This is a genomic window from Thiohalocapsa marina, from assembly GCF_008632335.1.
In the GTDB taxonomy this organism is placed as follows: domain Bacteria; phylum Pseudomonadota; class Gammaproteobacteria; order Chromatiales; family Chromatiaceae; genus Thiohalocapsa; species Thiohalocapsa marina.
On sequence record NZ_VWXX01000009.1, the window covers coordinates 39713 to 57004 of the forward strand.

17 protein-coding genes and 1 pseudogene are annotated in these 17292 nt (G+C 67.7%); 16 read left to right on the forward strand and 2 right to left on the reverse strand.

The genetic code is table 11. The features are described from left to right. Window positions 1-3: 3 nt before the first annotated feature. The 5 genes and pseudogenes from ptsP to F2Q65_RS08470 all read left to right on the forward strand — a co-directional run bounded on the left by ptsP (window position 4) and on the right by F2Q65_RS08470 (window position 3566). Window positions 4-2268 carry a phosphoenolpyruvate--protein phosphotransferase gene (ptsP, locus tag F2Q65_RS08455; RefSeq protein WP_150092367.1) on the forward strand — a complete coding sequence of 755 codons (2265 nt, stop codon included), beginning with the start codon at window positions 4-6 and terminating at the stop codon, window positions 2266-2268. 129 nt (window positions 2269-2397) lie between these two features. Further along, window positions 2398-2799: a lactoylglutathione lyase gene (gloA, locus tag F2Q65_RS08460; RefSeq protein ID WP_150092369.1), complete on the forward strand. Its 402-nt coding sequence runs from the start codon at window positions 2398-2400 to the stop codon at window positions 2797-2799. 17 nt (window positions 2800-2816) lie between these two features. After that, window positions 2817-2895: pseudogene (locus tag F2Q65_RS19910) on the forward strand (DUF1810 domain-containing protein); the annotation flags it as partial. A gap of 72 nt (window positions 2896-2967) precedes the next feature. Then, a complete protein-coding gene (locus F2Q65_RS19915) occupies window positions 2968-3111 on the forward strand; it encodes a hypothetical protein (protein ID WP_246156084.1) in 144 nt (47 codons plus the stop codon). A 170-nt stretch (window positions 3112-3281) separates the two neighbouring features. After that, window positions 3282-3566, forward strand: coding sequence for an Lrp/AsnC family transcriptional regulator (locus tag F2Q65_RS08470; RefSeq protein ID WP_150092371.1), 285 nt, complete (start codon window positions 3282-3284; stop codon window positions 3564-3566). A 236-nt stretch (window positions 3567-3802) separates the two neighbouring features. Here the strand turns inward: F2Q65_RS08470 and hemE are convergent, their stop codons facing one another. Continuing rightward, window positions 3803-4873 carry a uroporphyrinogen decarboxylase gene (hemE, locus tag F2Q65_RS08475; protein WP_150092373.1) on the reverse strand — a complete coding sequence of 357 codons (1071 nt, stop codon included), beginning with the start codon at window positions 4871-4873 and terminating at the stop codon, window positions 3803-3805. A 512-nt stretch (window positions 4874-5385) separates the two neighbouring features. Between hemE and uvrD the strand changes: the two genes are divergently transcribed. From uvrD to F2Q65_RS08510, 7 genes are all read left to right on the forward strand, one after another. Beyond that, a complete protein-coding gene (gene uvrD / locus F2Q65_RS08480) occupies window positions 5386-7617 on the forward strand; it encodes a DNA helicase II (RefSeq protein WP_246156078.1) in 2232 nt (743 codons plus the stop codon). A 19-nt stretch (window positions 7618-7636) separates the two neighbouring features. After that, on the forward strand, window positions 7637-7945 hold the full coding sequence (locus tag F2Q65_RS08485; protein ID WP_150092375.1) for a hypothetical protein: 309 nt from the start codon (window positions 7637-7639) through the stop codon (window positions 7943-7945). An 82-nt stretch (window positions 7946-8027) separates the two neighbouring features. Next, on the forward strand, window positions 8028-9293 hold the full coding sequence (gene hemW / locus F2Q65_RS08490) for a radical SAM family heme chaperone HemW (protein ID WP_150092377.1): 1266 nt from the start codon (window positions 8028-8030) through the stop codon (window positions 9291-9293). Between the two features lie 129 nt (window positions 9294-9422). Then, a complete protein-coding gene (gene rpmE / locus F2Q65_RS08495; protein ID WP_150092379.1) occupies window positions 9423-9623 on the forward strand; it encodes a 50S ribosomal protein L31 in 201 nt (66 codons plus the stop codon). Window positions 9624-10075: 452 nt separating this feature from the next. Then, entirely contained in the window at window positions 10076-11338 is a 1263-nt protein-coding gene (locus F2Q65_RS08500; protein ID WP_150092381.1) for a malic enzyme-like NAD(P)-binding protein, read from the forward strand. Window positions 11339-11452: 114 nt separating this feature from the next. Further along, a complete protein-coding gene (gene mdh / locus F2Q65_RS08505) occupies window positions 11453-12388 on the forward strand; it encodes a malate dehydrogenase (protein ID WP_150092383.1) in 936 nt (311 codons plus the stop codon). A gap of 24 nt (window positions 12389-12412) precedes the next feature. Beyond that, window positions 12413-13711, forward strand: a complete 1299-nt coding sequence (locus F2Q65_RS08510) for a citrate synthase (RefSeq protein WP_150092385.1) — start codon at window positions 12413-12415, stop codon at window positions 13709-13711. On the opposite strand, the gene F2Q65_RS08515 is transcribed toward F2Q65_RS08510, so the two are convergent. Next, window positions 13700-14395: a hypothetical protein gene (locus F2Q65_RS08515; protein ID WP_246156080.1), complete on the reverse strand. Its 696-nt coding sequence runs from the start codon at window positions 14393-14395 to the stop codon at window positions 13700-13702. The genes F2Q65_RS08510 and F2Q65_RS08515 overlap by 12 nt on opposite strands. A 121-nt stretch (window positions 14396-14516) precedes the next feature. On the opposite strand from F2Q65_RS08515, the gene F2Q65_RS08520 reads away from it, so the two are divergent. From F2Q65_RS08520 to F2Q65_RS08535, 4 genes are read left to right on the forward strand one after another with little or no spacing between them, the layout of a single operon-like run. Beyond that, entirely contained in the window at window positions 14517-15590 is a 1074-nt protein-coding gene (locus F2Q65_RS08520) for a pilus assembly protein PilM (RefSeq protein WP_150092387.1), read from the forward strand. 1 nt (window position 15591) lies between these two features. Further along, the gene (locus F2Q65_RS08525; RefSeq protein WP_150092389.1) at window positions 15592-16155 is read left to right on the forward strand and encodes a PilN domain-containing protein; all 564 of its coding nucleotides are present in this window, start codon (window positions 15592-15594) and stop codon (window positions 16153-16155) included. After that, the gene (locus F2Q65_RS08530) at window positions 16152-16763 is read left to right on the forward strand and encodes a type IV pilus inner membrane component PilO (RefSeq protein ID WP_150092391.1); all 612 of its coding nucleotides are present in this window, start codon (window positions 16152-16154) and stop codon (window positions 16761-16763) included. The genes F2Q65_RS08525 and F2Q65_RS08530 overlap by 4 nt, the downstream gene beginning before the upstream one ends. Before the next feature lie 6 nt (window positions 16764-16769). Then, the gene (locus tag F2Q65_RS08535; protein ID WP_150092393.1) at window positions 16770-17288 is read left to right on the forward strand and encodes a pilus assembly protein PilP; all 519 of its coding nucleotides are present in this window, start codon (window positions 16770-16772) and stop codon (window positions 17286-17288) included. The last annotated feature ends 4 nt before the right edge of the window (window positions 17289-17292 follow it).

The following is a 17292-nucleotide window of genomic DNA, read 5'->3' on the forward strand; positions in this document are numbered from 1 at the left end:
TCCATGCTAGAGCCCCTGCGCCGGATCGTCCAAGCCGTCAATCGTGCCGGCTCCCTCGAAGAAGCCCTGCAGATCATTGTCAGCGGCGTCAAGCAGGCCGTCGGCGCCGATGTCTGTTCCGTCTATCTCACCGACGACGACAGCCGCGAGCACGTGCTGCGCGCCACCGACGGCCTGGAGTCCGACGCCGTGGGCCTGGTGCGACTGCCGCTGAACCGCGGCCTGATCGGCTGGGTGGCGGAACGCGCAGACATCGTCAACGTAGACGACGCCGACTCCCACCCCTGCTACCTGTACGTGCCCGACACCGGCGAGGCCAGCTTCCACGGCTTTCTCGGTGTCCCCATCCTGCAGAACCGGCGCGTGCTCGGCGTGCTGGTGCTGCGCCAGCGCCAGGCCAGGTGCTTCGACGACGACACCGTCAGCTTCGTCATCACGCTGGCGGCGCAACTGGCCGCCGCCATCGCACTGGCGCGCAGCACCGGCGAACTCGCCGTGGTGCCACAACAGCCCAGGCTGCCGAACCGCTTCCTCGCCGGCCTGTCCGCATCGCCCGGCATCGGCTTCGGCCATGCCTACGTGGTCTATCCCACCGCCGATCTCGATGCGGTGCCGGACAAGCCGGTCGCCGATCCGCAGGCGGAGGCGGAGGCGTTCGTCACCGCCGTGGCGGATGTGGCCCGCGACATCGACGCCTTTGCCACGCGCATCGGCAGCGCGTTGCGCGACGAGGATCGCGCCCTGTTCGATGCCTGGCGGCTGATGCTGGAGAGCGAATCACTGATCGACGATACCCTGGCGCGCATCCGTGCCGGCAACTGGGCCCAGGGCGCGCTGCGGGCCACTATCGCGGAACACGTGGCCATCTTCGACCAGATGGACGACCTCTACCTGCGCGAGCGCGGCTCCGACGTGCGCGACCTCGGCCGCCAGGTGCTGATGCGGCTGCAGAACCGCAAGGCCACCGACAATCCCTATCCGGAGCGCACCATCCTGGTGGGCGACGAGATCAGCGCCATGCAGATCGCCGAGGTGCCGCGGGAGCGCCTGGCCGGCATCGTCAGCACCACAGGCTCTGGCTCGTCGCACATGGCGATCCTGGCCCGGGGCATGGGCGTGCCGGCGGCCATGGGCGTGGCCGAACTGCCGGTCAGCCGCATCGAGGGCCGCGAGATGATCGTGGACGGCTACCGCGGCCGGGTCTATGTGTCGCCATCGCCATCGATCTGCGCCGAATATGAGCGGCTGGCCAAGGACGACCGCGACCTGTCGGCAGAACTCGACGCCCTGCGCGGACTGCCGTCGCAGACCACCGACGGCGTTCGCCTGCCGCTGTTCCTCAACACCGGCCTGGTGTCGGAGCAACGCCCCCTGGGCATTGAGGAGTCCGCCGGCATCGGCCTCTACCGCACCGAGCTGCCGTTTCTGGTGCGCGACCGCTTCCCCAGCGAGAACGAGCAGTTACGCAACTACCGCGCAGTGCTGGAGACCTTTGCCCCGCGCCCGGTGACCATCCGCACCCTGGACATCGGCGGCGACAAGCCGCTGCCCTATTTTCCGGTGCAGGAGTCGAACCCCTTCCTCGGCTGGCGCGGCATCCGCATCACCCGCGACCACCCGGAGATCTTCATCACCCAGGTGCGGGCCATGCTGCGCGCCGCGGTGGGGCTGGGCAACCTGCGGCTGTTGCTGCCCATGGTGACCACGGTGGAGGAGGTCGACGACGCCCTGCTGCTGATCCAGCGCGCCTGCGACGAACTGGCGGACGAGGGTATCGACGCCGCGATGCCGCCGGTGGGGGTCATGATCGAGGTGCCGGCGGCCGTCTACCAGGCCGACGCCATCGCCCGCCGAGTGTCCTTCCTGTCGGTGGGTACCAACGACCTCACCCAGTACCTGCTGGCGGTGGACCGCAACAATGCCCACGTCGCCTCGCTCTACGACGAACTGCACCCGGCGGTGCTACGGGCACTGATGACCATTGTCGCCGGTGCCCGGCTCTACGGCTGCGAGGTCAGTGTCTGCGGCGAGATGGCCGGCGACCCACTGGCGGCCGTGCTGCTGCTCGGCATCGGCGTGCACAACCTCAGCATGAGCGCCGGCAGCCTGCTGCGCGTCAAGGGCGTGATCCGCAGCATGAGCCGGGCCCGCTCCCGCGAACTGCTGCGGGTGGCGCTGCAATGCGAGACCGGCCAGGCCGTGCGCCACCTGCTCACCGACGCCCTGGAAGAGGTCGGCCTGGGCGGCCTGGTGCGGCCGGGGCGTTAGGCCGCCGAGGCCCTGGCTCGCCTGCTGCCCCCTTTTGGAAAGACGCTGGTGTATGCGGCATGTTCCGTGCGGGGCAGGACGCCCCGAGACGCGCTCTCCCCATCATCACACTCAACTCAGGAATCCCTCATGAGAATCCTCCACACCATGTTGCGCACCGGTCACCTCCAGCGCTCCATCGACTTCTACACCCAGGTGCTCGGGATGCACCTGCTGCGCCAGAAGGACTACCCGGACGGCGAGTTCACGCTCGCCTTTCTCGGCTATGGCGAGGAGTCGGAGCACAGCGTCATCGAGCTGACCTACAACTGGGGCGTGGATCACTACGAGCGGGGCACGGGCTACGGCCACATTGCGATCGAGGTCGAGGACGTCTACGCCGCCGTGGACCGGATCAAGGCGCTGGGCGGCACGATCCTGCGCGAAGCCGGCCCGATGAACGCGGGCACGACGATCATTGCGTTTGTCGAGGATCCCGACGGCTACCCGATCGAACTCATCGGCGCCAGACAGGTGGCGGGCGAGGGATGAGCGAGCACTGCCAGGGGATGGCCACGTCGAACGATCCCCATGACCTGAACCGTTTCGTCGAGGCCCGGCGCGATCGCTACACCCAGGCGCTGGCGGAACTGCGCGACGGTTGCAAGCGCTTGCACTGGATGTGGTCCATCTTCCCGCAGATCGCCGGACGACCTGAAACTGTGCGCCAGCGCGGCGCTCTTCGCCCGCGTCTCGCCGCCGGGATCCGTATTCCACCAACTGCTGGAGCGGTATTCTGGCAATCGGCCTGATCAGCTGACGCTGGAGCGCCTATCGGCTGACTGCGGGCATGTCGCGCAGTGATCGGTGCATCTATCCGGCCCGGCTGATCGCCGCGCGGGCGCGGGCGTTTCAGTAGCGGGATCGAGGTGCCTGAGTCACCCACAGGCAACTTGCCGATCAGTGCCTGCCTGCTTCATCATGAGCGGAGCCGCTTGTTTGCCATCAGAACTCGAATCAGGAGTCCAGTCCCCGTGATTACAGCCATCATTCTGATCAACGCCGAACGCACCAAGGTGAACGAAGTCGCGGAGCGTCTCGCCGATATGCCTGAGATCTCGGAGGTCTTTTCGGTCAGTGGCAATTATGACGTGGTAGCTGTGGCGCGCGTGGCCTACAACGACGCGCTCGCCGAGCTGGTCACGAACTGCCTGCAGAAGATCGAGGGTATCGAGCAGACGAACACGATGCTCGCCTTCAAGGCGTACTCGCGCCATGACCTGGAGGCCATGTTCTCCCTGGGAGGCACCGAGGATTAGGGAAACGCTGATTGATTCAGCATTTCCCGTGCGGGGCAGGATGCCCCGCCATATTCAGTGGCAGAAGCCACTGAATATGAAGCGATGCGGAAACCGCGTTTTCGAATCGCGTGCCGATCTTTGGCCAGGAGGCCAATAAATCAGCGCCTCCTTAGCGGCGCTCGCCGCTGACGAGGCATCCCGGATGAGGCCACATCACCGTCCAGCCCCCTGCCACAGCTGCCCGAATGCCGTGATCAGGCCGCCGGGTGATACGGGCGGCTGAGTTCATGCACGGCCTGCACCAGCGCGGCGGCATGCTCCGGGTCGACGTCCGGATGGATGCCGTGGCCCAGGTTGAACACATGGCCGCTACCGGCGCCATAGCTGGCAAGCACCCGGCCCACCTCGCGGCGGATGCGCTCCGGCGAGGCGTACAGCGCACAGGGGTCCAGGTTGCCCTGCAGGGCCACCTTGTCGGCGACCATGCGCCGGGCGTCCGACAGGTCGGTGGTCCAGTCCACGCCCAGGGCATCGCAGCCGGTCTCGGCCATGCGGTCGAGCCATTGGCCGCCGCCCTTGGTGAACAGGATCACTGGCACGCGACGGCCGTCGGCCTCGCGCGTCAGCCCGTCGACGATGCGCTCCATGTAGCGCAGCGAGAATTCGCGATAGTCGCCGGGGGTGAGCACGCCGCCCCAGGTGTCGAAGATCATGGCCGCTTGCGCACCGTTGGCGATCTGCGCGTTGAGATAGGCGGTGACGGTATCCGCCACCTTGCCCAGCAGGCTGTGCATCAGGTCCGGCCGGTCGAACAGCATGCCCTTGCTGCGGGCGTAGTTCTTGGTGCCGCCGCCTTCCACCATGTAGGTGGCCAGGGTCCAGGGGCTGCCGGAGAAGCCGATCAGCGGCACCCGGCCGCCGAGTTCCTTGCGGATCAGCGCCACGGCATCCATGACATAGCCCAGGTCCGACTGCATGTCCGGCATGCCGATGCGCTCGACATCCGCGGCGCTGCGCACCGGGCGCTCGAAGTGCGGCCCTTCCCCCTCGGCGAAGTACAGTCCAAGGCCCATGGCATCGGGCACCGTGAGGATGTCGGAGAACAGGATGGCGGCGTCCAGCGGGAAGCGATCAAGGGGCTGCAGCGTGACCTCGCAGGCCAGTTCCGGGTTGCGGCACAGGTCCATGAAACTGCCGGCCCTGGCACGGGTCTCGCGGTACTCGGGCAGGTAGCGGCCCGCTTGCCGCATCATCCAGACTGGGGTGTAGTCGACGGGCTCGCGCATCAGCGCGCGCAGGAAGGTATCGTTCTTGAGTTCGGTCACGAGGGGGATTCCGCTGCGTTGGAGGTGGGACGTTGCCAATCGGACCGAAAAGAATACTACAGACCAGGTGGCGACGGACGAAGTTTGAAGTCCGAAGGCTCGGGCCGGGTGGCCGAAGTGTGAAGTGTGAAGTGTGGAGTGTGAAGGCTCGGGCTGGGGGCTGGGGGCTGGGGGCTTCAGGTTCTGGAGGTCGGTCTGCCGGGCTGGGTAGCGGCGGTCGGGGGACGCCGTGAATCCGTCCCTGGAGGCTTGACGATCGCGTCCTGCGATCGACACCCCCGACCGCCGCCACCCAGCCCGGCAGCCCTGCGCAACCCTCTGCTGGTGGCGCTGGATTGTCGCTGACGGCTGGAGGCTGGAGGCTGGAGGCTGGCGGCTGGCGGCTGGCGGCTGGCGGCTACAGTAAAGAATCCTGTCCTGCCTCTGCGTTCTCCGCGCCTCCGTGGTTAATCGAGCCGCGTCCGTTGGCGATCGGTTATCGGCTGGCGGCTGGCGGCTTCGGCGGCCCGAACATGCGATACAATCCCCGCATGGACGACGTTTCCCACATTCTCGACCCCCTGAACGCGCCCCAGCGCGACGCCGTGACGGCGGAATCCGGCAACCGGCTGGTGCTGGCCGGCGCCGGCTCCGGCAAGACCCGCGTGCTGGTGCATCGCATCGCCTGGCTGATCCAGAAGGAGCAGGCCCAACCCTGGTCGCTGCTGGCGGTGACCTTCACCAACAAGGCCGCCCGCGAGATGAAGACCCGCATCGAGGAGATGCTGGGCAGCCCCATTGGCGGCATGTGGGTGGGTACCTTCCACGGCCTGGCGCACCGGTTCCTGCGCGCCCACTGGCAGGACGCCGGACTGCCGCAGCAGTTCCAGATCCTGGACGGCGACGACCAGTTCCGGCTGGTGCGCCGTACCCTCAAGGCGCTGGAACTGGACGAGGCCCGCTGGCCCCCGCGCCAGGTGCAGGGGTTCATCAACCGGCAGAAGGACGAGGGCCGGCGCCCCGAGCACATCGACACCGCCGGCGACTTCTACCTGCAGCAGATGGTGGCGCTGTACCGGGCCTACGAGCAGGCCTGCCAGCGCGGCGGCGCGGTGGACTTCGCCGAACTGCTGCTGCGCGCCCACGAGGTGCTGCGCGACCGCCCGGACATCCTGCACCACTACAGCCAGCGCTTTCGCCACATCCTGGTAGACGAGTTCCAGGACACCAACGCCATCCAGTACGCCTGGCTGCGGCTGCTGTCCGGCGGCAACGACAACCTGTTCCTGGTCGGCGACGACGACCAGTCCATCTACGGCTGGCGCGGTGCCAAGGTGGAGAACATCCAGAGCTTTCAGCGCGACTACCCCAACACCGAGGTGGTGCGGCTGGAGCAGAACTATCGCTCCACCGGCAACATCCTCGGCGCGGCCAACGCCCTGATCGCCAACAACCCTGTGCGTCTGGGCAAGAACCTGTGGACCGACGGCAGCGCCGGCGAGCCCATTCGCCGCTATGCCGCCTTCAACGAGGTGGACGAGGCCCGCTTCGTGGTCGAGCGCATTCGCCGCTTCTGCCAGGACGAGGGCCTGCTCCGCGCCGACTGCGCCATCCTCTACCGCACCACGGCGCAGTCGCGGCTGTTCGAAGAGGCCCTGATCCAGGCGGCCATCCCGTACCGGGTCTACGGTGGTCTGCGCTTCTTCGAGCGCGCCGAGATCAAGGACACCCTGGCCTATCTGCGCCTGCTGGCGCACCCGGACGACGACACCGCGTTCGAGCGCGTGGTCAACCTGCCCGCCCGCGGCATCGGCCCGCGCACCGTCGACCTGCTGCGTGCGCAGGCGCGCGAGCGCGGGGTCAGCCTGTGGCAGGCCGCGCTGGAGGCGGTTTCAACCGCCATGCTGCCGGCCCGTGCCACCAGCGCGCTGGGCCGTTTCATCGACCTGGTGCGCAGCCTGGAGCGCGACCCGGAGCGCGACGACGACACCGCGCTGCCAGACCTGATCCAGGACGTGATCGAGGCCAGCGGCCTGCCCGCCCATTACGAAAAGGAAAAGGACGGCCGCGGCGTCGACCGGCTGGAGAACCTGGAGCAGCTGGTGGAGGCCGCCCGGCGCTTCGCCGGCGAGGCCAGCGAGGACGAAGGCGACCTGCTGGCAAGCTTTCTGGCCCATGCCGCGCTTGAGGCGGGCGAGGCCCAGGCGGACGGCAGCACCGACAGCGTGCAGCTGATGACGCTGCACAGCGCCAAGGGGCTGGAGTTTCCAGTGGTGTTCATCACCGGCGTGGAAGAGGGCCTGTTCCCACACAGCATGTCCGCGGACGATCCGGATCGGCTGCAGGAAGAGCGGCGCCTGTGCTACGTCGGCATGACTCGCGCCAAGGAGCAGCTCTACCTCACCCACGCCGAGAGTCGCCGTCTGCACGGGCGTGAAGAATATCCGATGCCGTCGCGCTTCCTGCGCGAACTCCCGCCAGAACTGCTGGAGGAGGTTCGCGGCGGCGGTCTTTCTCGCCCCAGCCCCCGGGGCCGCTCCGGCTACGGCTCCGGCCCGGGCGCGTCGGCCCGGGGTCCCGCGGCCGGCGGTCCGGCCGCCGGCGGATTCCATCTCGGCCAGCACGTGGTGCATCCCAAGTTCGGCCCAGGGGTGGTGCTGAACAGCGAGGGCAGCGGCGCCAGCGCCCGCATCCAGGTCAATTTCGAGGCCGTCGGCGCCAAGTGGCTGGTGCTGGCCTATGCGCGCCTGGAGCCCCAGGGCTGACACACAGCCGACGCCGCCCATGCGCAACCGCACGCTGTTTACGCTGACGCTGCTGCTGGTGCTCGGCTGGACCCTGACCGAACTGCTGCTGCGCCAGTTCGCCGGCCCCCTGCCCGGCGGCCTGCGTCTGCCGGGGCTGGTGATCGCTATCGTCTCCACCCCCTGGTCGCTGTTGGCGCTGGAATTCTTCCGCGCCACCGACAGCCTGCCCGCACAGGTGCTCCGGGACCTCGGATTCATCCTGGTCATGGCCTTCGGCACCGCCTTCAACGTCGTGCTGCTGAATTCCCTGCTCGGCTGGGCCCTGGACCGGGTACGCCGACGCTGAACCGATCCGGATGGAACAGGGGCCGAAACATCGACCGGATCATCGAACAGCACATGGGTCGGCACATCGAACGCCGCAGACCATGAGCGCCCGGGTCAGACATTTCGTCGACGGCGCGCCCCCGCTCGCACTCTACGTGCATGTGCCCTGGTGCGTGCGCAAGTGCCCTTATTGCGACTTCAACTCCCATGCGTTGCGCACGGACATCCCCGAAGCGCGTTACATCGACGCGCTGCTCGCGGACCTGGACGGGCAACTGGACGCGCAACGGGACGCGCAACGGGACGCGCCATCGGCGGGCGCCGCCGCCAACCGGCCGCTGGTGTCGATCTTCATCGGCGGCGGCACCCCGAGCCTGCTGTCCGGCGCGGCGGTGCAACGGCTGCTGCACGGCATCCGGCAACGCTGTGCGCTTGCCGATGACGCCGAGATCACGCTGGAGGCCAACCCCGGCGCCATCGACGCCGGCCATTTCGAGGGCTATGTCCGCGCCGGCGTCAACCGCCTGTCCATCGGCGTGCAGAGCCTGCACGCGGCGCATCTGGCGCGCCTGGGCCGCATCCACACGCCGGCGCAGGCCCTGGCCGCGGTGAAAACGGCCCGGGCGGCGGGCATCGACAACCTGAACCTGGACCTGATGTTCGCACTGCCGACGCAGACCCTGGCACAGGCCCGCGAAGACCTGCAGCGGCTGCTGGCGCTGGAACCGGAGCATGTGTCCTACTACCAGCTGACGCTGGAGCCGAATACCGCCTTCGCCCGGCAGCCGCCGGCCCTGCCGGACCACGAGCTCGCCTGCGACATGCAGGAGCAGGGCCTGGAACGGCTGGCGCAGGCCGGCTTCCGGCGCTATGAGGTCTCCGCCTTCAGCCGGCCCGGACGACGCTGCCGGCACAACCTCAACTACTGGCGTTTCGGCGACTACCTGGGCATCGGCGCCGGCGCCCACGGCAAGCTCAGCGACCCATCCAGCGGCCGGGTGGAACGCCGCACCCGCCCGCGCCACCCCAACGCCTATCTCGACGCGTTGGCGCCGTCGATGCCATCCCTGAGCGGACGGCCGTCGACAGGACAGCCGACAGCCTGTCTGACATGCTCCCCGACAGCGTCCCGCCCGCTGGATGACGCCGACCTGATCCTGGAGTTCGCCCTCAACGCCCTGCGCCTGACCGACGGCGTCGAAGCCGCCGTCTTCCAGCGCCACACCGGCCTCCGGCCGGAACGGCTCGACGCCATCCTCCAGCAGGCCCGCCGCGACGGCCTGCTGCAACCCGACGACGCGCGCATCGCACCCACGGAGCTGGGGCAGCGCTTCCTCAACGATCTGATCTGCCGTTTCACCGTCTGACCCGGATGTGAAGGCCACGTAGACCGCCAAACGATCCGTCGCAGCCCTTGCGGTCTGTTGGCGTATGCGCTATTGTGCCGTGTTTCCTGCTGATTATCGTCCCGCCACGTTGCGGAAGAGGACCTGAAGATGAAAGAGGGAATCCATCCCCAGTACGGCGATGTGAAGGTCGTTTGCAGCTGCGGCAACGAATTCACCACCCGCTCCACCCTCGGCAGTGACCTGCACGTGGAAGTCTGCTCTGCCTGCCACCCGTTCTACACCGGCAAGCAGAAGATTGTCGACTCCGGTGGCCGGGTCGATCGCTTCCGTCGCCGCTACGGCCGATGACCATCAGCGCGGCGGGGTGGCGCCCGGACGCCCCCGCCAGCGCCTGCCCGGCCTGACTCGCCCCCCAGCACTTCCCCCTGGCCCTCCCCCCCTAGCACTCTCCCCCTGGCGCCCTACCTCATGACGGCCCGTTCCTGACGCGCCCGGCCTGCCCTCTTCTGGCCTGCCCCTGACTGACGCCGCCCCATAAGACCTCGGTCACTGCCGAGATTGCCGATATCCCACCCGTGAAGGCCTCTGTTCGCTACAGAGACCGGATATCCCTCCGTCAGCAAATACTGCAAATTGCGTTCCGTACGCTTGCCGTCAGGGTGAAATACGGAAATACTGCGCGCCAGTACCACGCCCCACCGCGATCCGGCATCGACCGGATGCACGCCCGAGACCCGGATGCCCGGGTTCCATCCGGGGTGCGGGCGGCACCTGACCGGAAGCAGCCGAGCGATCCCACCATGTCCAATCCCGAGAGCCATGCCTACGCCGACGCGGAAGTCAACGACGCGGCATTGCGCTATCACGCCGAGCCATCCCCCGGCAAGACCGCCATCCAGATCAAGAAGCCGACCCGAACCCAGCGCGACCTGTCCCTGGCCTATACGCCCGGAGTAGCAGAGCCGGTGCGACGCATCGAACAGGATCCGGACGCGGCCTACCGCTACACCAACAAGGGAAATCTGGTGGCCGTCATCACCGACGGCAGCGCCGTGCTCGGGCTGGGCAAGGTGGGTGCCCTGGCAGGCAAGCCGGTGATGGAGGGCAAGGCGGTGCTGTTCAAGCACTTTGCCGACATCGATGTGTTCGACATCGAAGTCTACGCCCGGCACCCGCAGGAGTTCATCGACACCGTGCGGCGCATCGCGCCCACCTTCGGCGGCATCAACCTGGAGGACATCGCGGCGCCCCACTGCTTCGAGATCGAGCAGATCCTGATCGACGAACTGGACATCCCGGTGTTCCACGACGACCAGCACGGCACCGCCATCATCATCGCCGCCGGTCTGCTGAACGCCCTGGAACTGCAGGGCAAGCGGCTGGAAGACGCCCGCATCGTGGTGCTCGGGGCCGGTGCCGCCGGGATCGCCTCCATCCGGCTACTGATCACCCTGGGCGCCCATCGCAACAACATCTTCGCCGTCGACCGCCAGGGCGTGATCCACACCGGCCGGCGCGACCTGAACCCGTTCAAGTTCGGCATCGCCGCCGACACCGAGCGGCGCACCCTGGCCGACGCCATGCAGGACGCGGACATCTTCATCGGCGTCTCGGGTCCGGACCTGATCAGCCCTGAGATGCTTGCCGCCATGGCCCCACGGCCCATCGTGTTCGCGCTGTCCAACCCGGTGCCGGAGATCCGCCCGGAACTGGCGCGCACAGTGCGCGACGACCTGATCATGGCCACCGGCCGCTCGGACTACCCGAATCAGGTCAACAACGTGCTGGGGTTCCCGTATATCTTCCGCGGCGCGCTGGACGTGCGCGCGTCGCGCATCAACGAGGACATGCAGATCGCTGCCGTGCATGCCCTGCGCGACCTGACCCACGAGCCGGTCCCGGCAGAGGTGCTGGAGGCCTACGGTTTAGAGCAACTGGCCCACGGCCCGGACTACATCATCCCCAAACCGCTGGATCCGCGCCTGCGGGAGCGCGTCTCCTCCGCCGTGGCACGGGCGGCCGTGGAGAGCGGTGTGGCGCGCATCCCGTACCAGCCGGACTGAGCCCGGCGCCTGCGTCCGGCACCAGCGTCCGGCACAGGCCCCGCGTGCGGCGCGGATGCCGGCGGCAGCCGGTATGCGTGCGCCGGCGCATCGATCACGAGTGGAGGAGTAACAATGAACAAGATCAGTATCATCGGCGCCGGTCGCGTCGGCGAGACCACCGCCCAGATCCTGGCGGAAGAGGAACTGTGCCGGGAAGTGGCCCTGTACGACGTCCGCGAGGATGCCGCCGCCGGCATTGCTCTGGACATCTTCCAGACCGCGCCCTTCTTCGAGTTCGACTGCCGGCTGCGCGGCAGTCATGACCCCGCCGTCATCGCCGGCTCCGACCTGGTGGTTGTCACCGCCGGCTTTCCGCGCAAGCCCGGCATGTCGCGCTCCGACGTGCTGGCTGCCAATGTGCGCATCATCGACGAGGTCACCGACCACATCCTGGCCCATGCACCGGACGCCATCGTGCTGGTGGTCTCCAACCCCGTCGATACCCTGACCTACCGCATCGCCCAGCGCACCGGCTGGCCGCGGCAACGCGTCTTCGGCCAGGCCGGCGTGCTGGACGCCTCGCGCATGGCGGCGTTCATCGCCGAGGAGACCGGCTTCTCGGCGCTGGACATCACCACGCTGGTGCTGGGCGGCCATGGCGACACCATGGTGCCGATGCCCCGCTACTGCACCATCAACGGGGTACCGGTGAGCCATTTCATCGCCCCGGACCGGCTGGCGGCCATCATCGACCGCACCCGTCAGGGGGGCGCAGAGATCCTGGCCCTGCGCAAGAATTCCAGCGCCTACGATGCGCCGGCCGCCGCCGTCGCGGCCATGGTCGACGCCATCAGCAACAACCGTCGCCGCCTGATGCCGTGCGTAGCCATGCTGGACGGCGAATACGGCGAGCGCGACATCGCCATGGGCGTGCCCTGCGTGCTCGACGAACAGGGCCTGGCCCAGGTGGTGGAACTGGAGCTGAACGACGAAGAGCGCGCCAATTTCACTCAGTCCGCCGCCTCCGTCCGCGCCGACATCGGCCGACTCGCCGAGCTGGATCACTAACCACCAAATCCGGGAGGAATGCCCATGTCCAATCCCACCATTACCATCACCCGCGACACCGACGGCGCACGCTTCGAGTACCCCCTGAAACAGGGCAGCCTCGGCCCCGGCGCCGTGGACATCTCCACCCTGTACCGGGACGCTGGCTTTTTCACCTACGACCCCGGCTTCATGGCCACCGCAAGTTGCCACAGCGCCATCACCTACATCGATGGCGAGCAGGGCATCCTGCTCTATCGCGGCTATCCCATCGAACAGCTCGCCACCAAGGCCAGCTTCCTGGAGGTGGCCTACCTGCTGTTCTACGGCGAGTTGCCGACCAAGGCAGAACTGGCAGAGTTCGAGCGCGTCATCATGACGCACACCATGCTCAATGAGAACCTCAAGGACTTTCTCAACGGCTTCCACTACGACGCCCACCCCATGGCCATTCTGTGCGGCGTGGTCGCCTCGCTGTCCGCCTTCTATCACGACTCCATCGACGTCCACGACCCCCGCTATCGCGAGATCTCGGCCCACCGGCTGATCGCCAAGGTGCCCACCATCGCCGCCGCCGCATACAAGCACAACGTCGGCGAGCCGATCATGTATCCGCGCAACGACCTGCGCTACGGCGCCAACTTCCTGCACATGATGTTCGCCACCCCGTGCGAGCACTACAAGCCGACCCTGCTGGCGGAGAAGGCCCTCAACCTGCTGTTCATCCTGCACGCCGACCACGAGCAGAACGCCAGCACCTCCACGGTGCGGCTGGCCGGCAGCTCCGGCGCCAACCCGTTTGCCTGCGTCGCCGCGGGCGTCGCATCCCTGTGGGGTCCGGCCCATGGCGGCGCCAACGAGGCGGTGCTGGACATGCTGACCGAGATCGGTGACGTGGCCAACGTGCCCAAGTACATCGAGAAGGCCAAGGACAAGGACGACGCCTTCCGGCTCATGGGCTTCGGCCACCGCGTCTACAAGAACTACGATCCGCGCGCCAAGATCATCCGCGAGGTCTGCCACCAGCTGCTGGACGAGATGTCGGGCACGCTGGACAACCCGATGTTCGAGCTGGCCCTGAAACTGGAAGAGATCGCCACCAACGACGACTACTTCGTCGAGCGCAAGCTGTACCCCAACGTGGACTTCTACTCCGGCATCATCTACAGCGCCCTTGGCATCCCGCGCAACATGTTCACGGTGATGTTCGCGGTTGCGCGCACCGTTGGCTGGGTGTCGCACTGGATGGAGATGATGAGCGACCCCAGCACCCGCATCGGGCGCCCGCGGCAGATCTATCATGGCCCGGCGGCACGGGACTACGTGCCGATCTCACAACGCTGAAGCCCCGGCCTCCAGCAGCGCGCGCACCTGCGCCGGCCCGGCGCCCCGCTCGGGCTGCTCGGAGACCGGGCTCAGGGGCGGGTTGCGGCGCGCCTGGGGCGGCAGCACCGCCAGACTCACCGGCACCTCGCCGGCGATGAACGTCAGCACCGGATGGGTCTGCTGCTCGCCGCCGGCATAGCGGAACGCCTCGTCGCTCTGGCGCCAGGGGATGTGCTGCTCAAGCAGTGACAGCACCACGTCCTCCGGCCGGTCGGCGAACAGCAGCAGATCGACCCCCTGCTCGCGGGTGGCAGTGCCGTCAAGGGCCGGGCCCACCAATCGCGGCTCGAAGGCCTCGAAGGCCTGCATCGCCGCCAGCGCCTGCCGTCGCAGCTCGGCCAGGTCCGCCGCATGGCCGGCGCCGTTGAACAGCCGCTGCTGCTGCAGCAAGGCCTGCTGGATCTCCGCATTGTCCGGCCAGCAGCGCCGGTTTCCCAGCCCCAGCCGGGCGGCAGCCTTGCGCCGGGCCCGATCCAGTTCCGCGCCGCCGGCATCCGCCAGCAGACGCGCCGCCTCGTAGGCGATGCGCTGCCGCTGCGCCTCACAGCCGTCACGCGGGGCGCCCTGGTCCGCCGTTGCGCGCCGTCCCGGATGACGCCCCGCGGTCTGGGTGGCCGATCGCCGGCCATTACGCCTTGGCATCGTCTGTCCTCCTGCCTGAAAACCGCAAGGGTCTATGGTATACCCACCGCTGGACCCGGGTTCGGCATTCACAACCCCTTGCATCTATACTCGCAAGATCCCTTACCGGTGGTGGTCCGCCATGTTCACCCTGCGCAGAAAACCCAGACGACTCCTTGGCATCGATATCGGGGCCAGCTCGGTCAAGCTGCTCGAACTGTCGCAGACCACGGGCAGCAGCGCGCCACTGTATCGCGTCGAAGCCTTCGCCATCGAACCGCTGCCGCCGACCACCGTGGTGGACAGCCAGATCTCCGATGTCGAGGACGTCGGGCGAACCATCAAGCGCGCCGTCGGCCGCAGCGGCAGCCGCACCAAACAAGCAGCCGTCGCCGTCTCGGGCTCCGCCGTCATCACCAAGACCATCGTACTGCCCGCAGAGCTCTCCGATGCCGAGATGGAGGCGCAGATCCAGCTCGAGGCCGATCAGTACATCCCCTACCCGCTGGAAGAGGTCAATCTGGACTTCGACGTGCTCGGCAGTTCGGCGCGGAATCCGGGCATGGTCGACGTGCTGCTCGCCGCGTCGCGCCGGGAGTACGTCGACGGACGGGTCGCGGCCTTGCAGATCGCCGGACTCCAGGCCAGCATCGTCGACATCGAGGCCTATGCACTGGAGAACGCCTTCGTCATGCTTTGCCGCGACCCGGACGACCTGAACCCGGACCACACCGTCGCCATTGCCGACGTCGCCGCCAACACCACCTCGCTGGAGGTGCTGCGCCAGGGCGAGATCGTCTACACCCGCGAGCAGAACTTCGGCGGCAACCAGCTGCTGGACGACCTCCAGCAACGCTACGGACTGAACCGCGACCAGGCCCTGGAGCAACTGCAAGACGACGCGCTGCCGCGCGACTTCGCCGACAGCGTGCTGCGGCCGTTCGCCGACGCCCTGGCCCAGCAGCTCGGGCGTGCGCTGCAGTTCTTCCACTCCGCCACCCATCTCAAGCGCATCGACCGGCTGATCCTCACCGGCGGGCCCGCGGGCATTGCCGGCATCGACCAGCCGGTCCGCCAGCGCCTGAGCCTGCCGGTCGTCGTCGCCGACCCGTTCGCGCACATGGCCCTGGCACCCGGCATCGACAGTCGCGCCATCGCGCACGCGGCACCGTCGATGATGATCGCCACCGGCCTCGCCCTGCGCGCCTTCGACTGACATGGCCCGGATCAACCTGCTGCCGTGGCGCGACCAGGCGCGCCGACTCCGCCGGCGCCAGATGTTCGGCGCCGTGCTGGCGGCGGTGGCGCTGGTGCTGCTGGTCGGCCTGGGCACGCGGCACTGGATCGAGACCATCATCGCCGACCAGAATCTGCGCAACATGCGCCTGCAACAGGAGATCTCCCGGCTCAATATCCGCATCCGCGAGATCCGCGATCTGGAACAAAAGAAGGCAGACCTGCTCTCGCGCATGAACGTCATCCAGCAGTTGCAGGAGAGCCGGCCGGAGGTGGTGCACCTGTTCGACGAACTGGTGCTGACCGTGCCCGATGGCGTCTATCTGACCCGGGTGGAGCAAAAGGAGTCCCGCGTCGAGGTGGAGGGGCGCGCCCAATCCAACGCCCGGGTGTCGGCCTTCATGCGCAACATCGCCGCCTCCGCCTGGGTCGACGACCCGCAGCTGCTGGTGATCGAGAACAAGGATCAGACCGGCACCGGTCTGAGCCATTTTCGGCTCGGCTTCAGACAGGTCCGCCCGGACGAAGAGGCCACCGACACATGAACCTCAACGAGCTGAACGAACTCGACTTCAGCAACATGGGCGAATGGCCGCTGCTGGCCAAGGTGGTGCTGATCCTGTTTCTGTGCGGCGCGCTGGGCTTCGGCTGGTACTATGTGGTGATCAAGGATCAGCTGCTGCGCCTGGACGCGGCCCGGGCGCAGGAGCTGGAACTGCGCGAGAGCTTCGAACAAAAGCAGGAAAAGGCCGCCAATCTGAACGCCTACCGGCAACAACTGGCGGAGATGGAGGAGTCCTTCGGCACCATGCTACGCCAGTTGCCGGACCAGACCGAGGTGGCGGCCCTACTGGTGGACGTCTCCCAGACCGGCCTCGCCGCCGGGCTGGAGTTCGAGCTGTTCCAGCCCGCCGGGGAGCGGATGATGGACTTCTATGCCGAACTGCCGGTGCGCATGCGCGTGAACGGCCAGTTTCATGACTTCGGCCGCTTCATCAGCGGCCTTGCGGCGCTGCCGCGTATCGTCACCATCCACAACGTTCGCATCACCGCACCGGGCAAGGCGTCGGCGGGCGCCGCCGGGCAGCGCCTGACCATGGAGGCCTCGATGAAGACCTACCGTTACCTCGAAGATGCAACGAAGAAGCGATGAGGACCCATGACCATCCGGCGCCACTGCCCGCTGCTCGCGCTGCTGTTCACGGCCGGCTGCAGCCAGCCCGACGGCGAGGACCTGCAGGCCTACATCGACCGCATCAACGCCCGCCCGCCGGGTCCGCTCGGCCCGCTGCCCGCGATCCCGCAGGTGGACACCTTCACCTATGTGCCGGACGATCGCCGCGACCCCTTCGCCATGGACGAACGCGTGGCGGAGATCGCGCTGCCAGTGCCTGGCGGGGGCATCGCGCCGGACCCGCTGCGGCGCAAGGAGGAACTGGAGCAATATTCCCTGGATGCCCTGCGCATGGTCGGCACGCTGGAGCAGGACGACCAGAGCTGGGCACTGATCATCGCCCCGGACGGCATCCTGCACCGGGTGCGGGTGGGCAATTACCTGGGGCGCAACCACGGCCAGATCACCCGCATCACCCCGGCGATCGTTCAGCTCACCGAGATCATCCCCGACGGACCGGAGCGCTGGCGCGAACGCGAGGCCTCCATCGCCCTGAAGCAATAGCCCG